At 40.5% G+C, this 22,546-nt stretch carries 23 protein-coding genes and 3 riboswitches; of the genes, 1 reads left to right on the top strand and 22 read right to left on the bottom strand.

The window, feature by feature from the left end; translation table 11 throughout:
* Positions 1-119 precede the first annotated feature (119 nt).
* The 7 genes from HT721_RS08295 to HT721_RS08265 form a co-directional block, all read right to left on the bottom strand.
* Positions 120-380, bottom strand: coding sequence for a SemiSWEET family transporter (locus HT721_RS08295; RefSeq protein ID WP_004261618.1), 261 nt, complete (start codon positions 378-380; stop codon positions 120-122).
* 178 nt (positions 381-558) lie between these two features.
* Positions 559-714, bottom strand: a complete 156-nt coding sequence (locus HT721_RS08290) for a hypothetical protein (RefSeq protein WP_173213766.1) — start codon at positions 712-714, stop codon at positions 559-561.
* Positions 715-960: 246 nt separating this feature from the next.
* Entirely contained in the window at positions 961-1,308 is a 348-nt protein-coding gene (locus HT721_RS08285) for a VOC family protein (protein ID WP_173213768.1), read from the bottom strand.
* A 154-nt stretch (positions 1,309-1,462) separates the two neighbouring features.
* Positions 1,463-3,238 (bottom strand): pyruvate oxidase, encoded by a 1,776-nt coding sequence (gene spxB / locus HT721_RS08280; protein WP_112443465.1) that lies wholly within the window; start codon positions 3,236-3,238, stop codon positions 1,463-1,465.
* 206 nt (positions 3,239-3,444) lie between these two features.
* Entirely contained in the window at positions 3,445-5,688 is a 2,244-nt protein-coding gene (locus tag HT721_RS08275) for a heavy metal translocating P-type ATPase (protein ID WP_173229566.1), read from the bottom strand.
* Positions 5,689-5,697: 9 nt separating this feature from the next.
* Positions 5,698-6,069 carry a cupredoxin domain-containing protein gene (locus HT721_RS08270; RefSeq protein ID WP_000935055.1) on the bottom strand — a complete coding sequence of 124 codons (372 nt, stop codon included), beginning with the start codon at positions 6,067-6,069 and terminating at the stop codon, positions 5,698-5,700.
* 10 nt (positions 6,070-6,079) lie between these two features.
* A complete protein-coding gene (locus tag HT721_RS08265; protein ID WP_173213772.1) occupies positions 6,080-6,475 on the bottom strand; it encodes a CopY/TcrY family copper transport repressor in 396 nt (131 codons plus the stop codon).
* 183 nt (positions 6,476-6,658) lie between these two features.
* Positions 6,659-6,757, top strand: a riboswitch (TPP riboswitch).
* Positions 6,758-6,840: 83 nt separating this feature from the next.
* On the opposite strand from HT721_RS08265, the gene thiD reads away from it, so the two are divergent.
* Positions 6,841-7,632 (top strand): bifunctional hydroxymethylpyrimidine kinase/phosphomethylpyrimidine kinase, encoded by a 792-nt coding sequence (gene thiD / locus HT721_RS08260; protein WP_173213774.1) that lies wholly within the window; start codon positions 6,841-6,843, stop codon positions 7,630-7,632.
* A gap of 95 nt (positions 7,633-7,727) precedes the next feature.
* Here the strand turns inward: thiD and thiE (HT721_RS08255) are convergent, their stop codons facing one another.
* The 15 genes from thiE (HT721_RS08255) to HT721_RS08185 all read right to left on the bottom strand — a co-directional run bounded on the left by thiE (HT721_RS08255) (position 7,728) and on the right by HT721_RS08185 (position 22,537).
* Positions 7,728-8,360, bottom strand: a complete 633-nt coding sequence (thiE, locus tag HT721_RS08255; protein WP_173229564.1) for a thiamine phosphate synthase — start codon at positions 8,358-8,360, stop codon at positions 7,728-7,730.
* Positions 8,353-9,156, bottom strand: coding sequence for a hydroxyethylthiazole kinase (locus HT721_RS08250; protein ID WP_173229562.1), 804 nt, complete (start codon positions 9,154-9,156; stop codon positions 8,353-8,355). Before HT721_RS08250 ends, thiE (HT721_RS08255) begins: the two co-directional genes overlap by 8 nt.
* Positions 9,156-9,680, bottom strand: coding sequence for an energy coupling factor transporter S component ThiW (gene thiW / locus HT721_RS08245; protein ID WP_020900146.1), 525 nt, complete (start codon positions 9,678-9,680; stop codon positions 9,156-9,158). The genes HT721_RS08250 and thiW overlap by 1 nt, the downstream gene beginning before the upstream one ends.
* 4 nt (positions 9,681-9,684) lie before the next feature.
* Positions 9,685-10,377, bottom strand: a complete 693-nt coding sequence (tenA, locus tag HT721_RS08240; protein ID WP_173213780.1) for a thiaminase II — start codon at positions 10,375-10,377, stop codon at positions 9,685-9,687.
* 10 nt (positions 10,378-10,387) lie between these two features.
* Entirely contained in the window at positions 10,388-11,038 is a 651-nt protein-coding gene (locus HT721_RS08235) for an energy-coupling factor transporter transmembrane component T (RefSeq protein WP_173213782.1), read from the bottom strand.
* Between the two features lies 1 nt (position 11,039).
* Positions 11,040-12,425, bottom strand: a complete 1,386-nt coding sequence (locus tag HT721_RS08230) for an ABC transporter ATP-binding protein (RefSeq protein ID WP_173213784.1) — start codon at positions 12,423-12,425, stop codon at positions 11,040-11,042.
* The gene (locus HT721_RS08225) at positions 12,426-12,986 is read right to left on the bottom strand and encodes an ECF transporter S component (protein WP_050108240.1); all 561 of its coding nucleotides are present in this window, start codon (positions 12,984-12,986) and stop codon (positions 12,426-12,428) included.
* A gap of 157 nt (positions 12,987-13,143) precedes the next feature.
* Positions 13,144-13,232: riboswitch (TPP riboswitch) on the bottom strand.
* 209 nt (positions 13,233-13,441) lie between these two features.
* Positions 13,442-14,071 (bottom strand): thiamine phosphate synthase, encoded by a 630-nt coding sequence (gene thiE / locus HT721_RS08220; RefSeq protein WP_173213786.1) that lies wholly within the window; start codon positions 14,069-14,071, stop codon positions 13,442-13,444.
* 1 nt (position 14,072) lies between these two features.
* Positions 14,073-14,855, bottom strand: a complete 783-nt coding sequence (thiM, locus tag HT721_RS08215; protein ID WP_050262178.1) for a hydroxyethylthiazole kinase — start codon at positions 14,853-14,855, stop codon at positions 14,073-14,075.
* 128 nt (positions 14,856-14,983) lie between these two features.
* Positions 14,984-15,652 (bottom strand): TenA family protein, encoded by a 669-nt coding sequence (locus tag HT721_RS08210; RefSeq protein WP_173213788.1) that lies wholly within the window; start codon positions 15,650-15,652, stop codon positions 14,984-14,986.
* Positions 15,653-15,858: 206 nt separating this feature from the next.
* Positions 15,859-15,947, bottom strand: a riboswitch (TPP riboswitch).
* A 148-nt stretch (positions 15,948-16,095) separates the two neighbouring features.
* Positions 16,096-17,232 (bottom strand): L-lactate oxidase, encoded by a 1,137-nt coding sequence (gene lctO / locus HT721_RS08205; protein ID WP_088791092.1) that lies wholly within the window; start codon positions 17,230-17,232, stop codon positions 16,096-16,098.
* A 620-nt stretch (positions 17,233-17,852) separates the two neighbouring features.
* Positions 17,853-19,343, bottom strand: coding sequence for a lysine--tRNA ligase (gene lysS, locus HT721_RS08200; RefSeq protein ID WP_173213792.1), 1,491 nt, complete (start codon positions 19,341-19,343; stop codon positions 17,853-17,855).
* A 373-nt stretch (positions 19,344-19,716) separates the two neighbouring features.
* Positions 19,717-20,349, bottom strand: a complete 633-nt coding sequence (pyrE, locus tag HT721_RS08195) for an orotate phosphoribosyltransferase (RefSeq protein ID WP_173213794.1) — start codon at positions 20,347-20,349, stop codon at positions 19,717-19,719.
* A gap of 39 nt (positions 20,350-20,388) precedes the next feature.
* The gene (gene pyrF / locus HT721_RS08190; RefSeq protein ID WP_173213796.1) at positions 20,389-21,084 is read right to left on the bottom strand and encodes an orotidine-5'-phosphate decarboxylase; all 696 of its coding nucleotides are present in this window, start codon (positions 21,082-21,084) and stop codon (positions 20,389-20,391) included.
* 232 nt (positions 21,085-21,316) lie between these two features.
* Entirely contained in the window at positions 21,317-22,537 is a 1,221-nt protein-coding gene (locus HT721_RS08185) for a cell division protein FtsQ/DivIB (RefSeq protein ID WP_173229560.1), read from the bottom strand.
* Between the last annotated feature and the right edge of the window lie 9 nt (positions 22,538-22,546).

Genomic DNA, 22,546 nt, shown 5'->3' with positions numbered 1-22,546 from the left:
CATAAAAGACTCTCGTAAAGCTAGCTGTCACTGGACTTTTTTCCTCAACTCTCATTCAAAAATTACTTTAATGAAGCATCTATTTTCATAAACGAACAAAACTGAAACCAGTCTTCTTTTTAAATCAAAGCTGTAATAGCCGTCACAAGGCCAAAAACGATACCTGGTGCATTAGCAGCTGCAAGTGGAATATCTCTTTCCTTCTTGAAAAGACCATAGTAAACCCAGAGACTACAGTTGATAGCTGCGACTAGGGGTTGAATGAAGTTGCCTTTTTGACCGGCAAGATTATTCATGATTTGTGGGAAATATGATACATACATCATAACAGACATAAAGGTCGCTGCCCAGCCCAACACTTTCATTTGTTTTTCAGACATTTTCAAAACCTCTTTTATTCTTTTATACTTTCTATTTTATAATTTAATACAAAAATAAGCAAGACTTTAAGAGTTTTATTATAAAAATGTGAACTATCACAAGCTTGTGATAAGAAACAGACCGGATGACTCCGATCTGTTTAATCCATAAAATGTAAAAATGAATAGCTCTTGTCAATCAATGGATAGATTGATTGATTGTCAGCAAGCCGTGGTTAATGATTGCTGCAATATCTTCAAGACCATGCAAAATAAAACTTCCTACAATCAAACCTATAATAATTGAACAGATAATCATGGTCATACAGATTAGATAAACATCCTTTTTTTGCATCTCTTTCCTCCTAACGAATTAAGAAAATTCACTTACTACAGCTGTTTAATCATATTTCTCCTTTCCATATCAGTCTTATTTTCTGCTGTTATATTTTTATTATAAGATTTTAGGAAAACGCTGTCAACTATTTATATGCAATTTCTTTATATTAAAAAGACCGGATTGCTCCGATCTTTTCAATAGTTCATATTCTCAATTTCTGTTTTAAAAATAGCTAAGGTTAACGTCAAACGACTAAGCACCTTATTTCATACGATAAAAATCAAGCACTAGACCAGCTGGACCTTTAACTAATAAGGACTCTGTTCCCCAATCGGTTACAGCTGGACCGTTTACAATCTGGATACCAAGCTCTTTCAACCGTTGGTAATTCTGGTCTACATCCTCAACCTCGATATGAAGAATGATTCCTGACTGAAAATTTTCCAAAGGAACCAAATGATTTTGGGACAACATCAAACAGTGACTGCCAATAGTAAACTGAGCAAAACCATCATCAGCATAATCTGCCTTTTTATCCAAGATATGCTCCAAGTCAGCACAGACTTGGGGAACATCTGAAACGATAATATCTAATTGATTTAAATCCATTTACTCTCCTCCATAAAAAGACCGGATTGCTCCGATCTTTTCAAGTTTCTCTCTATGAAAATCAAAGAATAAACAAGGTATCGAACCGCAGGCAGTACTGGAGTACGGCGAGGTGAAGATAACACAGTTTACACTTGATTTTCGACGAGAGAAATTATTTAATTGCGCGTGATTGCAATCCTTCTTCTTCCAAGAAGAGACGGAATGGTACGAGTTCTTCTGCTTCGTATTTTTCCTTGAAGGCTTTGATTGCTTCTTCTGAGTGTTGTTTTGGATCCAACTCAAGTACTTCTACTGGAAGTGGACGGTGTGGAGTGATGCGAGCATCGATCACAACAGTTTTACCTTCTTTGTTCAATTTAACAGCTTCTGCAACAACTGCATCGATGTCTTCGATACGGTCAACTGTAAATCCTACAGCACCTTGCGCTTCAGCGATTTTCGCATAGTCAGCATTAGAGAAGTCACAACCAAACAAGTGTTTGTTTGTGTCTTCGTATTTGTCCTTGATGAAGGCATATTTACCATTTGAGAAGACAACGTTGATAACTGGAAGGTCGTATTGAACGTTTGTGATAACGTCTGGGTAGCACATATTGAATGCACCGTCACCCATGATGTTCCATACTTGGCGATCTGGATTGTCTTTCTTAGCAGCGATACCACCAGGAAGGGCAATACCCATTGTCGCAAAGAGTGGAGATGTACGCCACATGTTCTTAGGTGTCATGTGAAGGTGACGAGTAGATGTTTGAGTAGTGTCACCTACGTCGATTGAGTAGATAGCATCTTGATCAGCATGTTTGTTGATTGCATTGTAAACTTGGTACAATTGCAATTCACCCTCAGTTTTACCTTCGAGTTTGTTCATGTAATCACGCCAGTTTTGGTTGTTCTTAACGTTTGCACGCCACCATGGAGTAGATTCAACTGGGTTCACTTTGTCAAGGATAGCTTTAGCTGCTTGACCTGCGTCACCAAGGATTGAAGCGTCAAGGGCGTGACGTTTACCAAGTTTGTAAGGGTCAATATCAACTTGGATGAATTTTTCAGTGTTCTTGAATGCTTCGTAAACTTCAGCAAATGGGAAGTTTGAACCAAGGAAAAGAACTGTGTCTGCTTCAAAGACCACTTCGTTGGCTGGTTTCCAACCAACACGGTAAGCAGAACCTGTCAAACCTTCATAGTTCCATTCAAAGGCTTCAAAGTTTTTACCAGTTGTGATGATTGGTGCTTTGATTTTACGTGACAATTCAGTAATCACTTCACCAGCTTTAACACCACCGTAACCAGCATAGATAACTGGACGTTCAGCGTTGTTCAAGATTTCAACAGCTTTGTCGATTTCAACTTCGTTCAAGGCAGGAGCAATGAATGAACGCTCGTATGAACCTGATCCATAGTATGAGTTTTCGTCGATTTCTTGGAAACCAAAGTTTACTGGGATTTCAACAACAGCTGGACCTTTTTTAGAAACTGCAGCACGGCAAGCTTCGTCAATAACTTTTGGCAATTGCTCAGCGTAAGCTACACGTTTGTTGTATACAGCGATACCGTTGTACATTGGGTTTTGGTTCAATTCTTGGAAAGCATCCATGTTGAGTTCGTTAACTGGACGTGATCCAAGGATCGCTAGGAATGGAGTGTTATCCATAGCTGCATCGTAAACACCGTTAATCAAGTGAGTCGCACCTGGACCACCTGAACCAACTGCAACCCCGATTGAGCCACCGAATTTAGCTTGCATAACCGCTGCAAGAGCACCTGTTTCTTCGTGGCGAACTTGCAAGAAGCGGATATCTTTTTCTTCAGCCAAAGCGTCCATCAATGAGCTGAGTGTTCCTGATGGGATACCGTAGATTGTGTCTACGCCCCATGTTTTCAATACGTTAAGCATTGCTGCAGATGCAGTAATTTTCCCTTGAGTCATAGTGATAACTCTCCTTCAATTTTTTTAGACTTGGAGAATACGATTACATAGAATTGGAAACGTTCTCCAAACTTTTACTATTCCACTGTATCATATTTATGTTGACTTTTCTAAAAATCTGCTCAAAACTCTCTATTCTCTATTCTAATACAGTTTTGAAAATGCTGCCATTCCTGTTTTATAACAAAGAAATCTAGTCATTACTTTTAGTCTATTTTACTAAAGTTTAGTAAGAGTGAACTAGTCAGAACAGATACAGAACTAAAGGCCATGGCTAGACCAGCTAGTTCTGGATTGAGGGCCAGTCCAACACCTGAAAAGACTCCTGCTGCAATCGGAATTCCGGCGACATTGTAGATAAAGGCCCAGAAAAGATTGAGCAGAATTCGATTAAAGGTTTTCTTACTCATGTCAAAGGCACGTACCACTCCTAGGAGGTTATTAGTTGTCAACACCAAATCTGCTGACTCGATGGCAATATCTGTTCCAGCACCCATAGCAATTCCCACATCTGCTACACTGAGGGCAGGGGCATCATTGATACCGTCCCCAACAAAGGCTACTTTGCCAGCCGCTTGTAGTTTATGGATTTCATGGGCTTTTTCTTCTGGTAAGACACCTGCAATGACCTCTTCGATTCCAATCTGATCTGCAATAGCACGCGCCACACCGACATTATCTCCTGTCAGCATGACTGTTTTAAGACCACGTTTTTTCAACTGACTGATGGCAAGCTTGGCATTTTCCTTGGGAATATCTTGCAAAGCAAGCAAGCCTTTGATTTCATTGTCAACAGCTAAGAACACAACTGTCTTAGCTTCTTTTTCTAGTTCTTCTAGTTTATCTTGATAAGTGCTAGAAATGTTCATGCCATCCAGCATTTTAGCATTTCCAAGTAAAACTTGTTTTCCATTGATTTTCCCTGAAACACCTTTTCCGTGCGAGGCTTGGAAATTTTCAACAGTGTGAAGCTCAAATCCAGCTTCACTCGCTCGCTTAACAATAGCCTCAGCCAGTGGGTGTTGAGAAGTTGCTTCCAAGGAAGCTGCCAATCCAAGTACTTCTGCTTCGTCGCCGATGATATCTGTTACCACAGGTTTCCCTTCTGTCAAAGTCCCGGTCTTATCAAAGACAATAGTTTGAACTTTCTGGATTTCCTGTAGAACCGTTCCATTTTTGAGGAGAACCCCCATCTTGGCACTGCGACCTGTCCCCACCATAAGGGCTGTCGGTGTTGCAAGTCCCAATGCACAAGGGCAGGCAATAATCAGAACTGCTACTCCATAGAGAAGCGAAGACACAAAGCTCGCTCCAAGCACAACTACACTATCCCTGAGCAAGACGAACCAAACCCAAAAGGTCACAATCCCTAAAATGACAACTGCTGGGACAAAAATCCCTGAAATCTTATCCGTCAAGTCCTGAATCGGCGCACGACTTGTCTGAGCTTTCTTCACAAAATCCACAATCTGAGCCAAAACAGTCTCTGAACCAACTTTTTCTGCTCTAAAGACAAGAGTTCCACTATTATTGATGGTTGAACCAATGACGGTATCTCCAACTGTCTTGTCCACAGGCAGACTCTCACCTGTCACCATGGATTCATCAATACTGGACACACCTTCCACTACGACACCATCAACCGCAATCTTTTCACCGGGACGCACTCGAACCAGGTCACCTACCTTGACTTGCTCCAAAGGGACTTGAACATAGTTATCCTCACGCAAGACTTCTGCAGTTTTAGCCTGCAAATCAAGTAATTTCTCCACAGCTTGGGAAGTATTTTTCCGCATTTTCTCCTCAAAAACGGCTCCCATAAGAACGAAGAAGAAGATAAATGCAGCACTTTCAAAGTAAACGGGGAGACCAGCAAAGAGGGCAACTAAGCTATAGAAATAGGCCACTAGGGTTCCCAGAGCAACCAAGGTATCCATGTTGGCATTGTGCTTTTTAAAACTAGCCCAAGCACTTTGGATATAAGGACCACCTGCTACTAGCATAATCGGTGTTGTGGCTAAAAAGGTGCCCCAACGCAGGACTTGGTGACTAATTCCTCCTGTCGACATTCCAATCATGAGAATCACAAGAGGCACAGTGAAGATACTGGTAATCCAAAAACGCTGTAAAAGTGATAGAGATTTTCGAGTCTTCTCAACTACGGTATAACTCCCCTTTTGCATCTTCATGCCACAAGAAAATTCATGTTGACCTAATTCTTGAGGTGTAAAACGAATGACTTTCTCCTCATCTACGCCGATTGGTTCCAAGATGCCTTCTTCTTCAAACAGAATTTCCTTATAACAGTTTGAAGGTGTCACACGGTGAAAGGTGATCTCAGCAGGAACTCCTTTTTGCAGTTGAATGTGGGCTGGATGGTAGCCTTTGTCTGCCGTGATACGGATTTTTTGAACACCATTTTCAAGATTTGCTTTTATAATTTCAGTCATATCATTCTCCTATTCTACAATCATCTTACCGTGCATCATATTCATGCCACAAGAGAAACCATACTCTCCAGCCTGCTCAGGTGTGATTTCCACTACATACTCTTCCCCCATAGGCAGGTCCGCATGCACACCAAAGTCTGGAAAAACAATTTGGTCTAGACAGGGTGAAGGGTCCTTACGGTCAAAGACAATACGGGCTGGCACTGATTTCTTGAGGATAATCAACTCAGGCGTATAGCCTCCCATGACTTCCACTCGAATCTCTTGGTAGCCCTTTTTTTGCTGGGCCTTTTGTCCAGATTTTTCAGGCTTTTTGAAAAACCAAAACAAGATAAACGCGATAAGGGCAATACAAATAATGGTTACAATACTATTTAACATGACGTCTCCTTTACATACAATTACATTTTACTTTTGTTACAGCGCTTGATTTCTTCTCAGAAATCACAGCTTCCAAGTATTCCAAGTCAGCCTGAGTAAAATCACATTCAGCAATCAAATCAGCCAACAAGTTCTTAATCCTACGAGAACAAACCTTGTCCTTGATATCTTGAACAAGTAAATCCCGACTTTGGTCCAAAGTTAAAAGGGCTGAATAGACAAAGAACTTGCCTTCTTTTTTCCTTGTCAGACACTCTTTCTCAACCAAACGAGCCAAAAGAGTCTGAATGGTCGACTTGGACCAGTCAAACCTCTCCGCCAGAACCCTGATCAAATCCGTACTGGTCTGCTCTCCTTGCATCCAAATAATCTTCATGACCTGCCATTCTGCATCTGAAATCTGCATAATCACACCTCCTAAATCTACATTTGTCAATTACAGTTATTAGTATACTTCTAAAATCTACATTTGTCAACTATAAAATCAATCTTTTCTTTGAAAAATAGAATTTTAACCCTATGATAAAGGATTTTCAATCAAATTTTACTATATAAACTATAAAAATATGCTATACTAAAGAAAAAAGAAAACAACCACTAGGGGTGCGTAAAGCTGAGATTAACGACCGTTAGATCCCTCTGACTCAATCTAGGTAATGCTAGCTGATGGAAGTGGAAATGATAATGGGGACTAGCAGTCTTCTATTACCTTCCTGAAACAGATTAGCTTGTTCTTAAGAATACAAACTTCAGTTGGTTGGGAGGTTTTAGATGACTTATTTACCCGTTGCTTTGACCATTGCAGGAACTGACCCAAGTGGCGGTGCTGGCATTATGGCTGATTTAAAGTCATTCCAAGCGAGAGATGTCTATGGAATGGCCGTTGTGACCAGTCTTGTCGCTCAAAATACCAGAGGCGTTCAATTAATCGAGCACGTTTCTCCTCAAATGTTGAAAGCCCAATTGGACAGTGTCTTTTCGGATATTCCACCTCAGGCTGTAAAAACTGGAATGTTGGCAACTACCGAAATTATGGAAATCATCCAGCCCTATCTTAAAAAGCTGGATTGTCCCTATGTTTTAGATCCAGTTATGGTAGCGACTAGTGGAGATGCCTTGATCGACTCAAGTGCTAGAGACTATCTCAAAACAAACTTACTACCTCTAGCAACGATTATTACGCCAAATCTTCCTGAGGCAGAAGAGATTGTTGGTTTTTCAATCCATGACCCCGAAGACATGCAGCGTGCCGGTCACCTGATTTTAAAAGAGTTTGGTCCTCAGTCTGTTGTTATCAAAGGCGGCCATCTCGAAGGTGGTGCCAAGGATTTCCTCTTTACCAAGGATGAGCAATTTGTCTGGGAAAGTCCACGAATTCAAACCTGTCACACCCATGGTACTGGATGTACCTTTGCTGCAGTCATTACGGCTGAACTAGCCAAGGGAAAAAGCCTTTATCAGGCAGTTGATAAGGCCAAGGCCTTTATCACAAAAGCTATTCAAGACGCTCCTCAACTTGGTCATGGTTCTGGCCCAGTCAACCATACAACTTTTAAAGATTAAGAAAAAAACTCTCTAGTTCCCACTTTAAGGGAATTAGAGAGTTTTTATACTCTTCGANNTTCCTAGTTTGCTCTTTGATTTTCATTGAGTATTAGTTAGGAAATAATGTCATGCAACTTTGTTAAAAAGACTTGCGTTTTTGCCTCTATATCTTCTGCCTGCATCAAATCACGCACTACAGCTACTCCAGCTATGCCCGTGCCCATAAGTTGGTCAATGTTCTCTGAAGTCAAGCCTCCGATAGCAACTACTGGAATGTCAACCGTTTGGCAAATTGTTTTCAAGGTCGATATCAGAGTAATGGGCGCATTTTCCTTGGTGGTGGTTGGGAAAATGGCTCCTGTCCCCAAGTAATCTGCACCTGATGTTTCTGCTTCCAGAGCTCTTTTTATTGTTTTAGCAGTTACACCGAGGATTTTTTCAGGTCCCAAGACTTGTCGGGCAACCGAAACTGGTAGTTCATCGTCTCCGATATGCAGACCAGCAGCATCAACCGCAAGACAAACATCCAACCGATCATCGATGATCAAGGGTACCTGATAGGCATCTGTTATTTCCTTGACTTGTTTTGCCAGTTGATAATATTGATTGGTTGTAAGATTTTTTTCCCGTAATTGAACTATGGTAACCCCTGAACGGCAAGCCGTCTCAATCTTTTCAAGAAAACTTTCCAAGGAATCTTGGTAGCGATTGGTTACTAGATACAGTCTAAGCGCCTCTCTATTCATAAACATCTCCTTTGATAGCATCTAGCCAGTTTTCATCTCTTTTTAGGAGAGAGAGTTGATTGAGAACTTGGTATCGAAAATCTTCCAATCCCATTCCTTGAACAACTATTCTCTCAGCGGAGATATTAAGATAAGAGACCGCTAGACACGAAGCTTCAAATGCAGTCATTCCTTGGCTGAGAAAAACGGCTGTCAAGGCTCCAACCAAGTCTCCTGTCCCTGTTATCCAGTCTAATTCTACATAGCCATTTCCCAATACAGCAACCTGATTCTTTGAAACGATGAGGTCCTTGGGACCTGTGACTAAGAATGACATACCTGGATAGGTCTGACACCAGTCTTTCAAGACTTGAAGTAAATCCTCAGTTTCTTGGTCTTTAGCACTCGCATCTACCCCAACGCCGTGGTGCTTTAAGCCAACAAGACTTCGAATTTCTGACATATTTCCTTTAAGGACCGTAGGTCTATAGTCTAAAAGGTCTTTAACTAAGCTCTTACGAATGGATGAAGCTGTTACGCCAACTGCATCTACTACCATTGGGAGAGAAACTTGAGCTGCATAAGAAGCTGCCATACGGATTGCTTTTTCCTTCTCAGCTGACAAATGCCCTAAATTGATGAAGAGTGCCTGGCTTTGCTTAGTAAAATCAAGAACCTCACGGGAATCATCTGCCATAACTGGTTTACATCCCAAAGCCAAAATCCCATTTGCTAGCATCTCACAAGAAATCTCATTGGTAATACAGTGAATGAGGGAAGTCGTTTCCAGAGGAAAAGGATTTGTAAATGCCTGCATCAGTCTATCCTTTCAGCAAAAAAATATCCCTGCACTTTTTTAAAGAATTCCTGCTTGATTAAAAATCGAAAGGCAATAAAGGAAATCGCTGTACCAATCAAGGTTGCTCCGAAAAATCGAGGAGTGTAGATAAACCAGCTAAGCTTAGCAGCTGATCCTGTAAAGAGTACCATAACAGGATAGGAAACAATAGAACCAATAATACCTGTTCCCAAAATTTCTCCCAAGGCAGAAAAATAAAATTTTCGACCATACTTATAAAAGAGACCTGCTAGAAGGGCTCCAAAAGTCGCTCCTGTGAGAGCTAAAGGCGGAATCCCTTGAGTCGTCATACGGATAAAGGCTGTCACTGTAGCCATAACCAAAGCATAAACAGGTCCCATCATGATTCCCGCTAGAATATTGACTACACTGGACATCGGTGCCATTCCCTCAATCCGAAAGATAGGCGTAAGGACTACATCAAGGGCAATCATCATAGATAAAATGGTTAATTTGTGAACTTGTAATTGGTGCTTTCTCATGCTTCTATTCTTCTCCTTTTTCTAAAGACTGTAAATCGCTCTTCCATGTCTGGTGTTGGTAGGCCATTTCCCAAAACTTGGCTTCCATATGAACACTGATGTGGAAGGCATCTAGCATTTTTTTCTTGTCTGTCTCGTCACTTTCTCGATAGAGTTGATTGACCAAAGCTTCTTCCTCTCTGATCTGTTGCTCTAACTCATCCGTAGTATACGTTTCAATCCATTGTTGGTAGAGAGGATTTGGTGATGGTTTAAGATTAAGTGATTTGCCTATATCATGGTATAACCAAGGACAAGGTAGCAAACTTGCAAAGGCAATGCCCAAGTTTGGCTCTGCAAATTGCCGATAAATGTGAGAAATGTAATGATAACAGGTTGGAGCGATTGGATGTTGCTCCATTTCCTGATCGCTGATTTCCAATTCCTTGAAAAATTGTTGGCGGATAAATAACTCACCCTCCACTAGACTCTGAGCATTTTGTTTCAAGAGTCTTTTCATCTCTTGGTTTGAAGTCTTATCAGCCAAAAGGTGATAGATTTCTGAGAAGGCCTTCAGATAGTAGGCATCCTGAATCAGGTAATATCGGAAAATGGCAGGTTCTAAATTTCCCTCTTGTAATTGTAAAATAAAGGGATGATGAAAGGAAGCCTGCCAAGCTTCCTTAGATAATTCCATCGCAATATCTGTAAATTCCATAATAACTCCTTTATAAAAATAGACTGGTTTGAAGCAATAAAAAGAACAGCAGGTAGATGAATATTGTCCTTTGAGGAATATAAAAAGTCCGGTAGCTATTCTTCACCTGTGCATGTTCGTCATATCCATGCGCCGATAGAGCTCTCAGGTAAAGATGGCGCCATCTAAAGACCGTCATCAAAACCTTACTGTAAATCAAGGGCGACCAAAAATGTAGTTCTTGACCGCGTAATAAGCAAGCTTCCTTTAGGGACTTGATTTCTTTCTGGATAAGGGGAAAGGAATTGAATACCACAATCAAGGCATAGGCCCATGACCGTGATAACCCCTTTTGAGCCAAGTATAAAAGAAGCTCTTTTAGGGAAATAGAGGAAACAAAGACAAGGCCGATACAAACGGTCACAAAAGCTCTGGTACCAAGTATAACTGCTTGGGAAACATCACCATGCAAATGAACTGCCCAGTAGTTGGCAAAGGATGGCAAAATGGCAAGCAGAATCATCCAAGCCAATACTTTAAATCGACGGTAATAGAGCATAAAGAGAATACAAAATGCGACTACCGAAAGATTAAGAGCAATCGAAGGAATAAAAGATGTTTCCAAGGATAAAATCAGCAAAAAGAGACTGATAATCGGTGTCTGGGTTGCTACTTTGACCATACTATCTCACCTCCCCTTGAGTATCATTGTTCAGAGATGGGAGAGGTTTGGTAATGGTCACTTCTTTCACATGACTGAGCCCCTGACTAGTCATCTCAATCCAATAATCAACCACAGAGATCAAGGGATCCAAACGATGGCTAATGATCAGAAAACTTCTTCCTTGATTGCTCTCCTCCACAATCCACTGACAAAAATAATGGCAGGCTCTATCATCCAAACCAGCAAAAGGTTCATCTAGCAAAATCACAGAAGCCTTGCTGATCAAGATGGTCAAGAGCTGAAAAATCTTTTGCTGGCCACCACTTAATTGATAGGGACTCTTATCAAGAGCCTGCTCCAGATCAAAATATTGTAAAGCTTGGAAAATTCGCTGATTTCTTTCAGAATCAGGTCCATCTAATTGAAGTTCCTCTCGCAGACTGACTCGGATAAACTGTTTCTCAGCTTCCTGAACAACACCCGTCAGGTCACGGTACAAACTCTTTTTCTTTTTCAGGACTGTCCCCTTCCAAGTAATGCGCCCCTTATACTTTTGAAATTGAAGAATGGAGCGAAAGAGAGTTGATTTCCCAACACCATTATCACCCAAAATACAGGAAATTCCTTGGTAAAATGTAAAATTCACAATCGAAAAGAGGGGGCGATTACCAAGCTCACAAGTCGTTCGATCCATATGGAATAGTTCCGGGCTAGAAGCAACTTCCTTTGAAGTAACCTGTGTCATCTCAGAGGAAGGGATTTGAAACACTTCCCTTAGTTGTCCGTCTCTTAGCTCTACCATATGGTCTATATAGGCTTCATAGTCCGTTAAATCATGGTCGCACAAAATAACTGTCTTCCCCTTAGAGACCAACTCTTTTAGAATCTCCAATATCTCTATCCTACTCTTGCGGTCAATGGAAGCAAAAGGTTCATCCAATAGATAGACCCTAGGATTCATAGCAAAGAGAACAGCCAAGGCCGTCTTTTGCTTTTCTCCACCTGATAAGTGATGGATGGGACGGTGCAAGATGTCCTTGCAACGACATTGCTGGACAACCTCTGCTATTTTAGAATCCATTTCCTGAACGGGATGCCCAATATTTTCCAAGGTAAAAATCAACTCCTCAAACAAGCTCTCCATGGTAAATTGATGATTGGGATTTTGAAATAGAATACCAACCGTCTGGATACGTTCGATGATAGAAAGCTGACTGACCTCGCTCCCGTTTATCAGGACTTGACCGCTATAGGGAAGAGAACTGACTTGGGCAATCATTTGAAAGAGACTCGATTTTCCTGAACCACTGCTCCCAACTAACAAGGTAAAGGATTGCTCATGAAAAGTAAAATCAATCGGTTCCGAAAAAATTGGGGACTGAATCTCCCGTAATTCCAGACCCATCTATGCCTTTCCTCCAGTTGCAAACTGATGATAGAGTTTGACAATGGCACGAACCAAGATGGTACAGAAGAAATAAACAGAAATAAAACGTACCACAAGCAAGGAAAGGACAAACGGAAGTGAAAAGGCGTAGTAACCTAACTTAATGTATTCATAGATAAAGCTAACAAGCGTAATCCCAATACTATTAGCAGTTAGAGAGAGCCAACTTTCATAGCGATTTCTAGTTACGATAAAACCAAGTTCACTTCCCAAACCTTGAACCAAGCCGGACAAAAGGGCACCTAGACCGAATTGGCTACCATAAAGGACTTCAGCAAGCGCAGCTAGCACTTCTCCAATCGTTGCACTTCCGACTCTCGGAACAAAGATGGCAGCAATGGGCGCAGCCATACACCAGAGTCCAAAAAGGATTTCATTGGCAAAAGCCTGTAAACCAAGAGGTGTTAAGAGTAGGCTGAGAATATTATACACATATCCTGAACCAACGAAAACCCCACCAAAAAAGATAGACAAGAAAGCAAGCAAGATAACATCTTTTAACTGCCATTTTTTCAACATAAAAAAACTCCTTTTTTAAAGAAAAGTGGGGTGCTCAAGGTGAGCTACCAAAAGGCTTTATAGCACCTTCATCCAGTTTCGTAAAAGAAAAAACTCTAATTACAGATAGGAATTAGAGTTTAGCTTACAAGATTAGACCGTTCTTTTCGACATACGAAAAAAACTTTTCACATTTCCCTTCGCCAGTCTTAACTGTATCAGGTTCAATGGGTATCATCTCAGCCTAAAGCACCCCAAATGTCTTTATTATTTAATTGTATGATTATTATAACACACATTTTATACTAGTTCAAGAAATTGAACTGGAAATACAGCCTTGCACTCACAAAGACAGCAGATCTTTCTTTTGCAAAAACCAAATGTCTTGTTTGATAGATTAGCTATTTAAACTGAATCTGGACATATCTTTTTAGAAAAGGAAAACTTCCACTTACTTAGAATCCAAGGATAGATACCTATTGTTCACTCATTTCTCGAACAGTTTTTTCTATATTTTTTGCATACGATATTGCTGAAATGATTGAAACACCGTCAACATTGGTCTTCATAATGTCTTTAATATGTTGCGTCTGTATCCCACCAATTGCAACTAAGGGCATTTGTGGCAATAGTTTTCTCATCAATTTAAGACCTTCATAACCTATAGCGCCACCAGCATCATCTTTTGACTGGGTATCAAATACAGGACCAACACCAACATAATCTACATATTCAACTTTTGACTGTTGAAATTCTTTCTCGTTTTTTATAGAAAGACCAATTATTTTATCTGGCATCAATTTTCTAATTTCATCAACTCCAAGGTCATCTTGTCCTACATGTACGCCATCAGCGTCAATTTCCATCGCCAAATCAATATCATCATTAACAATAAACGGAACATTGTATTTTTTACAAAGATCCTGTAGTTTAATTGCTAATTTAACTTTTTCTTTACCTTCCAGGGCTCCCTCACCTTTTTCACGAAATTGAAATAAGGTTATACCACCTTTTAAGGCTTCCTCAACGACTCTATATAGATCTTTTCCTTGGCAAGTAGTCGTTCCACAAATAAAATATAGTTTTAGTAATTCTTTATGAAACATTTTACTTCACTCTTTTGAATTCCTTTACATCTTCATCTGAAATCTCGTATAAGGCATTCATAAATTCAACTTTAAATGTTCCAGGAAGATGTCCATTTGGACGTTTTTCTGCCATTTCTCCAGCGATATTGTAAACCAACATTGCTGTTTCTAATGATTTCAATTCTTGACCTTTTTCTAGTCCGATAAAGCTTGCTACCACTGCCCCTAATAAACATCCTGTCCCAATGACTTTTGGCATCATGGCACTACCATTATGAATCGTTACCACTTCTCCATTAACAGCAATCGCATCAACTTCTCCAGTCACTACTATTGGAATATGAAACTTAGCGTTGGCTGCTAGAGCAATCTCATCAATATTATCCACACCAGCACTATCTACTCCTTTAGATGCCACATTTATCCCTACTAAAGAAGCAATCTCTCCAGCATTCCCCCTAATCGCAGCTAGTTTGTAATTGTTGATTAAATCATCTGCTACTTTTTTTCTATATTCTCCTGCTCCACAGGCTACAGGATCTAAAACTGCTGGGACATTATATTTCTCTGCAATTTTCAGAGCAGCTTGGTATAATTTCCAATTATCATCCGTTAAAGTCCCAATGTTAATCAATAATCCTCCAGCATATTTTAATAGATCTTCTAAGTCTGCTGGGTACTCGCTCATAGCTGGTGAGGCACCCAGTGCTACTAATCCATTTGCTGTGAAATTTTTTACTACATCATTGGTTATGCAAATGACCAAAGGTGCTTTTTCTTTTAATAATTTTAAACTTGTCATATTGAATTCCTTCCTTTTCACTTTATACGATCTATTGATTTCGATTTATCTCTATCTTTAGTTGAGAATTTTTTTCAGTTACATTGAATGATTTACCTCATCAAATTTGTAAATATCCTAAACTTTCTCTAGGCGTCATAACCAATATCAAAAAAGGCTAATTCTAAAGCGACCGCTTGATTCCAGCGTTGCTGAAGTTCTGTCAAATCTTCTCGACCTTTCCCGACACGATTGAGTTCGTCAACCAGAAATTGAACCCACTCTGCAAAGAAAGGACCTCTGTGGAGATTGATCCATTCCGAATGAATATAGGCTTCAGGTAGAGCCAAATCTTTAGAACCCCAGTCTAAATAGAGACCTTCTGCAATGACCAGCATGACCAAAAGATGAGCATAGTCTGATGAAGCCACTGCCGAATACATCAGATCCTGAAAGGCTTTTGTTACAGGGTGCAAGCTCACTTCCAGATAGTCATTCTCAGATACTTTTAACTCTTTGAAAGCCTTTTGGAAATAACCGTCTTCATCTGCTTCAAGAAAGCCTAGTTGCTTGGCAAAACGAAGCTTGGATTCAATCTGGTCTGCGTGGGCTACGCAGGCACCCAGCATGGATAAGAAGGCATCAAAGAAGTGATAATCTTGAATTAGGTAGTCTTTTAAGACCTTATTCTTAATTGTCCCTGCAAAAAGTTCCTTGACAAAACGATGATTGATTGCAGCCTGCCAATCCTTCTGACTATTTTTTAATAATTCTCCAACAGTCAAACCTGGCTCAAATGCATAAACCTGTGTTTCCATATTTATTTTTCCTCTCTTTACTCCTTAGTAATCAATAAAATACCAAGCAAAATCCTAGTTTCACTTGACCCTTTTAAAGAAAATCTAGGGCATTTGCAGAGAGCTACCTAAACAAACCTATCCAGTTTTATATAAACAAAAAAACTCCAATTACAATCAAGAATTAGAGTTGACTTACAAGATTTGATCGTTCATTTCGCCATACGAAAAAACGTTTCACATTTCCCTTCGCCAGTCTTAACTGTAGCAGGTTCAATGGGTATCATCTCAGCCTAAAGCACCCCAAATGTCTTTATTATTTAATTACTGCACCAGTATAGCAAAAAATGAAAGCTCTAGCAAGATATTTGACCGAAAAATATCTTTATATAGTTTTTGATAGCGATTTATTCTTCCAATACACGAAGAAAAACCTCCACATTCAGTGGAGGCAATCTCTTTTATCAATACAATTTTAAGTCACGTGGGTCAACTGGGAAGGTTGGGTTGTATGGATTGTGACGGAGCTTGAAGTGTTTGACATCTTCAATAGTCTGAGTTCCAGACAACTGCATGACTGTCTTCAATTCCGCATTCAAGTGTTCAAAGACTTGACGCACACCAACACTACCACCGAGAGCTAAACCATAGATAACAGGGCGACCAATAGCTACCAAGTCTGCTCCTGAAGCCAAGGCTTTAAAGACATGTTGACCACGACGAACACCAGAGTCAAAGACGATCGGCACACGTTTGTCAACTGCTTCTGCTACTTCTTGAAGTGAGTCGAAGGCAGCTGGTCCACCGTCGATTTGACGACCACCGTGGTTGGTTACCCAGATACCAGAAGCTCCTGCAGCAAGCGAACGTTCAACGTCCTCACGGCATTGTGGTCCCTTGACATACACAGGAAGTCCTGAGTATTCAGCGATAAATTCTACATCGCGTGGAGACAAGCGTTGTTTAGCTGATTTGTAAACAAAGTCCATTGATTTACCAGCACCTTCTGGCAGGTATTCTTCAACAATCGGCATGCCAACTGGGAAGACAAAACCATTACGCTTATCCACTTCACGATTACCCCCTACAGTAGCATCTGCCGTCAAGACAATCGCCTTATAACCTTCAGCCTTCACACGGTCCATGATGTGGCGGTTAATCCCGTCATCTTTACTAAAGTAAAATTGGAACCAATGAGGTGTCCCTTGGAGGGCTTCAGAAATCTCTGGAAGGTCAACAGTAGAGTAAGAACTGGTTGTGTAAAGAGAACCGAACTCATGCACACCACGCGCAGTTGCCACTTCACCTTGTTCGTTTGCCAATTTATGAGCCGCAACAGGCGCCATAATGATTGGTGAAGACAATTTTTCACCTGCAAATTCAATTTCTGTACTTGGATTTTCTACATTGCAAAGCGTATGCGGAACGATGAGTTTGTGGTTAAAAGCACGGATGTTCTCCCGTAAAGTAAAAGTATCCTCTGCTCCACTGGCGATATAACCAAAGGCTGCTTTAGGGATCACTTTTTGCGCCATGGGCTCCAAATCATAGGTATTGATGAAATCTACATGCCCTTCTGCATTGCTTGTTTTGTATGACATAAACTGTCCTCCTTGATTAAGTAAGCGTTTGCTTTTTACTATACAACTATAATAACTCTTTTTTCAATCATTTTCAAGAGTTTTGCTTAAAAACCATCTTATTTTTTCATACAATATACTATCCCTACTTTCCTTAAACTCTAAACTTTAGTCTATATTAAGTGAATCGTTGAGATTTTTTGCTGCCAGGCATTTGAACTACTTTTTTATTTGCTGATTCTATCTACTAATGCTATAAAAAACAAGTGAATAAGACACCAGAACATCCTCTAATAGGGCCTAGGGACTTATATCAATCCCATATATACTGTTTAAGCAAGATACTATCCTAGTGACGCTAACTTCCTATCCCACTTATTAATTTTTATTTATAGTGAATCTGAACAAATCAATTGGGGGATCCAAGTCAATTTCTAGTACTTTTTGAAAAGTTTCAGCGTACTATCGTAAAATGAAATAAAACATGCGCAAATTGATTAGGGAATTTAAACCAATTTCTAACAATGTCTTAGAAATCAAAGTGTACTATTTCAACTTCAACACACTATACTTCATTTTCTCCTTAAATTCAGTCTCTTTTTGCATCAAAAAACCTCTGGCAAGAGCCAGAGGATAAGTGCTTATTTCATTGTTGGAAAGAGCAATACGTCACGGATAGTAGTTGTATCAGTGAGGAGCATGCAGAGACGGTCGATACCGATTCCCAAACCACCTGTTGGTGGCATACCATATTCAAGGGCTTCGATGTAGTCGTAGTCGATACCGGTCGCTTCATCATCACCAAGTTCTTTGGCTTTGGCTTGGGCTTCAAAACGACTAAGTTGGTCGATTGGGTCGTTTAGCTCAGTAAAGGCATTACCGTACTCCTTAGTCATGATGAAGAGCTCGAAACGGTCAGTAAAGCGTTGGTCTTCAGGATTCTTCTTAGCCAGTGGAGATACAGCTACTGGATGTCCATAGACAAAGGTTGGTTGGATCAAGGTTTCTTCAACAAACTCTTCAAAGAAGGCATTGATAATGTGACCAACTTCAGTATAGTGTTTCTCAACTGGAACTTTCTTCTCAGCAGCGATAGCTTTAGCTTCTTCCAAAGTCATGTCTTGCCAGAAATCTACACCAGTAATGTCTTTGATAGCATCCACCATGTGAACACGTTTAAATGGTTCATTGATTTTGATTTCAGTACCTTGGTAGTTGACTGGACCATCGCCCTTAACTGATTTAGCAGCGTGTTGGATAATACCTTCAGTCAAGTCCATGATGTCTTGGAAGTCAGCATAAGCTTGGTAGACTTCGATAGAAGTAAATTCAGGGTTATGAGTAGCGTCCATTCCTTCATTACGGAAGATACGGCCGATTTCATAGACACGCTCCATACCGCCAACGATAAGGCGTTTCAAGTGAAGCTCAGTCGCGATACGAAGCACCATGTCAATGTTTTGGGCATTGTGGTGGGTGATAAATGGACGGGCAGAAGCACCACCAGCTTCGTTGTGAAGAACAGGTGTTTCCACTTCAAGGAAACCTTTTTGATCAAGGTAACGACGAATTTCAGAAATGATTTTTGAACGAGTGACAAAGCGCTCAAAGCTTTCACGATTCGAAATCAAGTCAAGGTAACGTTTACGGTAAATTGTTTCAACGTCTGTCAAACCATGGAATTTCTCAGGAAGAGGACGAAGAGCCTTAGACAAGTGTGTGATGTGAGTAGCCTTGATAGAGAGTTCTCCCATATCCGTACGCATCACTTCACCTTCGACACCAAGGAAGTCACCAAGGTCTGCTTTTTTGAAGATTTCGTAGTTTTCTTCACCGACAGCATCCTTACGAACGTAGATCTGGATTTGACCTTCGCGGTCTTGAAGGTGGGCAAAACCTACTTTACCTTTACCACGTTTGGTTACCAAGCGTCCTGCGATAGTTGCTGTTTCATTTTTATCATGTAATTGTTCTTTATCGAGGTCGGCATATTTATCTTTTAATTCTTGTGAATTTGCAGTACGTTCAAAACGTTTTCCGAAAGGATCGATTCCTTGTTCACGGAGCGCAGCCATTTTTTCACGGCGAACGATCTGCTGGTCATTTAGTTCTTCCATATGTTCTGTAGACATGGGATCCTCCTAGTTTTACTCAAAATTGAATACGATGAGTCATTTTTTGCGATACTCCCATTTTATCATAAATAAGCAAGAAATTCACGGATAATCTTTCAAAACTAAAAAGAACTTGACGCTAAAATCACTGAAAAGACTGGGATAAGCAAGAAATTTCAACATCTCAGAAAAGGAAATCTGACCATGTTTATGGATTATACTTTAACCCTTGTAACTTTCATGACGTGTGCTACTTTTTATATAAGAGCAAGCCAAGCAAATCTAAAACTTAAACAATTGACGTAAAAAACATTAACAACTTGAATCTTGCCATTCATACACCTGATATGACAGAATAGTATAATTTTTAACCTTTTAGTCTTTTGATTTTTTACACCTCTTGCCAATTTTCTTGGTCTTCTTTAAATCGTTTTAGAAGGTCGAGTCCTTCTGGTGTGATATAACCTTCTTCTTGGGCTAGGTGAATGAGTTCACTATAGTTAGAAAGCGTTACTAGTTTGACACCTGCATCTGAGAAGTTCTTATCTGCTTTTGGCAATTGGTAGCTGAAAATCGCTACAACACCGAGAACCTCTGCTCCTTCTCGCTTAGCTGCTGCCACGGCCTCGAGAACAGAACCACCTGTTGAAATAAGGTCTTCAACCACTACCATTTTTTGACCTTGAGCTACACGGCCTTCAATTTGATTACCAGCTCCATGGTCTTTTGGTTTGCTACGGATGTAGGCAAATGGCAGGTTCATCTTGTCAGCAATGATTGCTCCGTGAGGAATCCCTGCTGTCGCAGTTCCTGCAATCACCTCAACCTCAGGAAAAGCTTCTTTGATAGCTTCCACAAAGCCATTTTCAATTAGGGTACGAGTTTCTGGATAGGCTAGTGTCACACGATTATCAGTGTAAATAGGTGACTTGATGCCAGATGCCCAAGTGAAAGGCTCATCTGGTTTGAGGTAAACGGCTTGGATTTTCAAGAGGTGGCTAGCGATATCTTTAGCAAGTGTCATGGTCTTCTCCTTTTATTTTTCTACTCTAGTTCTTTAATTTCAGTCCTGTGTCCATTCATCCTTGATGGCATGATAAGCTGCAACAGGATCCTTAGCTTGGGTAATGGGACGTCCCACTACGATATAGTCACTACCGATTTGATAGGCATCAGCAGGTGTCATAACGCGTTTTTGGTCTCCAACTGCAGCTCCCTGTGGACGAATTCCGGGCGTTAAACAGATAAAATCTGGTTTGGTAGCCTGCTTGATGACTTGCACTTCCTGAGCTGAGCAAACAACACCGTCTAATCCAGCTTCAGCTGTCTTCTTGGCATAATGAATCACAGACTCTTGCAGGCTGGTTTGGATATTTTGAAAATCCTGCATCTGGGCTTCCGACGTTGAGGTCAGCTGAGTGACGGCAATCAATTTGGCTTGGTTTCCAAGACCTTCACGCGCAGCCTTCATCATCTCTACACCCCCAGCCGCATGAACATTGGTCATATCCACTCCAAGCTGAGACAAGACCTTCATTGCTGACTTGACTGTATTGGGAATGTCATGAAGCTTGAGATCCAAAAAGACACTATGATCCAAGCCTTTCAAGTAGGATACAATCTCAGGCCCTGTTGCGTAATAAAGCTCCATCCCTACCTTTAGATAAAGGCTTTCTTCCTCTGGAAAAAGAGCTAAAAATTTCTTGACCGCCTCAAAACTTGGAAAATCAAGAGCAATAACTGGACGATGTTCTCGCATAGGTTTCTCCTTTTACCTTTGCTAGTGAGAGAGTCTGGCCACAAGAAGCCACGAAAAAAGGAACCTGCCAACAGCAAGGTTCCACGAAAAATGGGTAGTCTCCACCCTTTCACCGTCTAACCTTAGCTGCCTCTCTGGACTGCTTTAAAGGTTTTCTATTATTCTATTATTTCTACTAGCACTTGTCAAGTAAAAACATGGTCACTAAAGAGCTATAGAAGAAAAGCTAAACCTAGCGACGCGATGAACGCTGACTTGTTTGGTTTCGATTGCTTTCTTCCTCTTGTTTTTTCTGTTCTTCTTCTAAACGTTTACGTTCCTCTTTCTGCTTCTTCTCAGCTTCTTCGGCCTCTTTTTTGGCTTTTTCTTCTGCCTCCATAATTAATTTATCCGCCACAGTGTAACTGTAAATTCCAGCTTCCATATCGACCACACTCGGTTCTGACAATTGAGGTTTAATCTTACTGTAATAAGGCAGTTTCTTACTCATTTCAGAAAGCGGAACCAAGACCTCGTCCGAATCATTCATGGTCAATCGAATTAAATCTGATGTGACCTTGCTTGGGGCTAGTTCCACCTTTTGGATAGCCGCCTTGAGTTCTGGGCTAATTTGAGCAAGTTCTGAGACAAAAGCCTTGATTTGTTCGCTATCATTAAAGAGAACTGATATATAAGTTTCTGGTAAACTGACCAGGCTCACAGAACTAGTCTCAAGCTGACCACTGGAAAGAATCGGATAATGATTTTCACCAGAAACATAGTAGGCAACAATATCGTATTCCTTGACCTTGATAGTGAACTTGGTTGGAAATTGATAAACAAGCTGAGCTGATTCAACCCAATAGTTAGACTTAATCTGCTCTTCATATTTTGCCTTATCTAGCAGAAGATTAATCGTATAATCCGAATCCTGAATGCCCGAAGCCTGTCGAATATCATCAGCCGTAGTGTGCACCGTTCCCTCAATACGGATATCCTTCATGGTCGCATAAGGACTGAGTAAGTAAGCAGAGATAATCAATAAAAGCAGACTTGGAAATAAAATCGTGAAGGCTCGCAAGATATGGAGGCCAGGAATCTTTGCTTTGGCTGCTTTTTCCTTTGCAGCCTTTTTAGCAAGCTTTTTATCCTGTTCCTCGCCCTCTTTAGACCCTGATTCTTCTATCTCTTCTTCCTCTTTGTCACCCTCTGAGGATTCTACTTTTTCTTTAGCATCTTCCTTAGCTGATTCTGAATCTTTTGGTTCAAGCTCACTCTCTTTGTCTTCAGTTTCATCTGACTTTTCAGATTTTGAAGCCATTCGAGCTTGTCTTTCCTTTTCCTTCTCCTCAGCTAGGGCTGCTTCTTCTTCAGCCTTCTTTTTTAGATATTCTTGGTTTCGTTTCTGCCATTCTGATAACTCTTTAAATTCTTCGAGGATTTCTTTGCCCTCATTTTTCTTATCTTTTGACATTTACTTTCC

The sequence above is a fragment of the Streptococcus sp. 4094 genome, assembly GCF_013277125.1.
Taxonomy (GTDB): domain Bacteria; phylum Bacillota; class Bacilli; order Lactobacillales; family Streptococcaceae; genus Streptococcus.
The sequence above is the reverse complement of the archived record's forward strand: the minus strand, read 5'-3'. Positions and strand labels throughout refer to the sequence as shown.

Bases quoted from the DNA above. Each gene is read 5' to 3' on its own strand.
- HT721_RS08235 (WP_173213782.1), bottom strand. From the start codon at position 11,038: ATGGTCAAAGTAGCAACCCAGACACCGATTATCAGTCTCTTTTTGCTG.
- HT721_RS08250 (WP_173229562.1), bottom strand. From the start codon at position 9,156: ATGCAGGCATTTACAAATCCTTTTCCTCTGGAAACGACTTCCCTCATT.
- HT721_RS08230 (WP_173213784.1), bottom strand. From the start codon at position 12,425: ATGGGTCTGGAATTACGGGAGATTCAGTCCCCAATTTTTTCGGAACCG.
- pyrE (WP_173213794.1), bottom strand. From the start codon at position 20,349: ATGACACTTGCTAAAGATATCGCTAGCCACCTCTTGAAAATCCAAGCC.
- HT721_RS08290 (WP_173213766.1), bottom strand. From the start codon at position 714: ATGCAAAAAAAGGATGTTTATCTAATCTGTATGACCATGATTATCTGT.
- HT721_RS08285 (WP_173213768.1), bottom strand. From the start codon at position 1,308: ATGGATTTAAATCAATTAGATATTATCGTTTCAGATGTTCCCCAAGTC.
- HT721_RS08265 (WP_173213772.1), bottom strand. From the start codon at position 6,475: ATGCAGATTTCAGATGCAGAATGGCAGGTCATGAAGATTATTTGGATG.
- HT721_RS08275 (WP_173229566.1), bottom strand. From the start codon at position 5,688: ATGACTGAAATTATAAAAGCAAATCTTGAAAATGGTGTTCAAAAAATC.
- lctO (WP_088791092.1), bottom strand. From the start codon at position 17,232: ATGTCATACAAAACAAGCAATGCAGAAGGGCATGTAGATTTCATCAAT.
- thiW (WP_020900146.1), bottom strand. From the start codon at position 9,680: ATGAGAAAGCACCAATTACAAGTTCACAAATTAACCATTTTATCTATG.
- HT721_RS08210 (WP_173213788.1), bottom strand. From the start codon at position 15,652: ATGGAAACACAGGTTTATGCATTTGAGCCAGGTTTGACTGTTGGAGAA.
- HT721_RS08185 (WP_173229560.1), bottom strand. From the start codon at position 22,537: ATGTCAAAAGATAAGAAAAATGAGGGCAAAGAAATCCTCGAAGAATTT.
- thiM (WP_050262178.1), bottom strand. From the start codon at position 14,855: ATGACAAGTTTAAAATTATTAAAAGAAAAAGCACCTTTGGTCATTTGC.
- HT721_RS08295 (WP_004261618.1), bottom strand. From the start codon at position 380: ATGTCTGAAAAACAAATGAAAGTGTTGGGCTGGGCAGCGACCTTTATG.
- pyrF (WP_173213796.1), bottom strand. From the start codon at position 21,084: ATGCGAGAACATCGTCCAGTTATTGCTCTTGATTTTCCAAGTTTTGAG.
- HT721_RS08270 (WP_000935055.1), bottom strand. From the start codon at position 6,069: ATGTTAAATAGTATTGTAACCATTATTTGTATTGCCCTTATCGCGTTT.
- thiE (WP_173229564.1), bottom strand. From the start codon at position 8,360: ATGAATAGAGAGGCGCTTAGACTGTATCTAGTAACCAATCGCTACCAA.
- thiE (WP_173213786.1), bottom strand. From the start codon at position 14,071: ATGTTTCATAAAGAATTACTAAAACTATATTTTATTTGTGGAACGACT.
- tenA (WP_173213780.1), bottom strand. From the start codon at position 10,377: ATGGAATTTACAGATATTGCGATGGAATTATCTAAGGAAGCTTGGCAG.
- lysS (WP_173213792.1), bottom strand. From the start codon at position 19,343: ATGTCTACAGAACATATGGAAGAACTAAATGACCAGCAGATCGTTCGC.
- spxB (WP_112443465.1), bottom strand. From the start codon at position 3,238: ATGACTCAAGGGAAAATTACTGCATCTGCAGCAATGCTTAACGTATTG.
- thiD (WP_173213774.1), top strand. From the start codon at position 6,841: ATGACTTATTTACCCGTTGCTTTGACCATTGCAGGAACTGACCCAAGT.
- HT721_RS08225 (WP_050108240.1), bottom strand. From the start codon at position 12,986: ATGTTGAAAAAATGGCAGTTAAAAGATGTTATCTTGCTTGCTTTCTTG.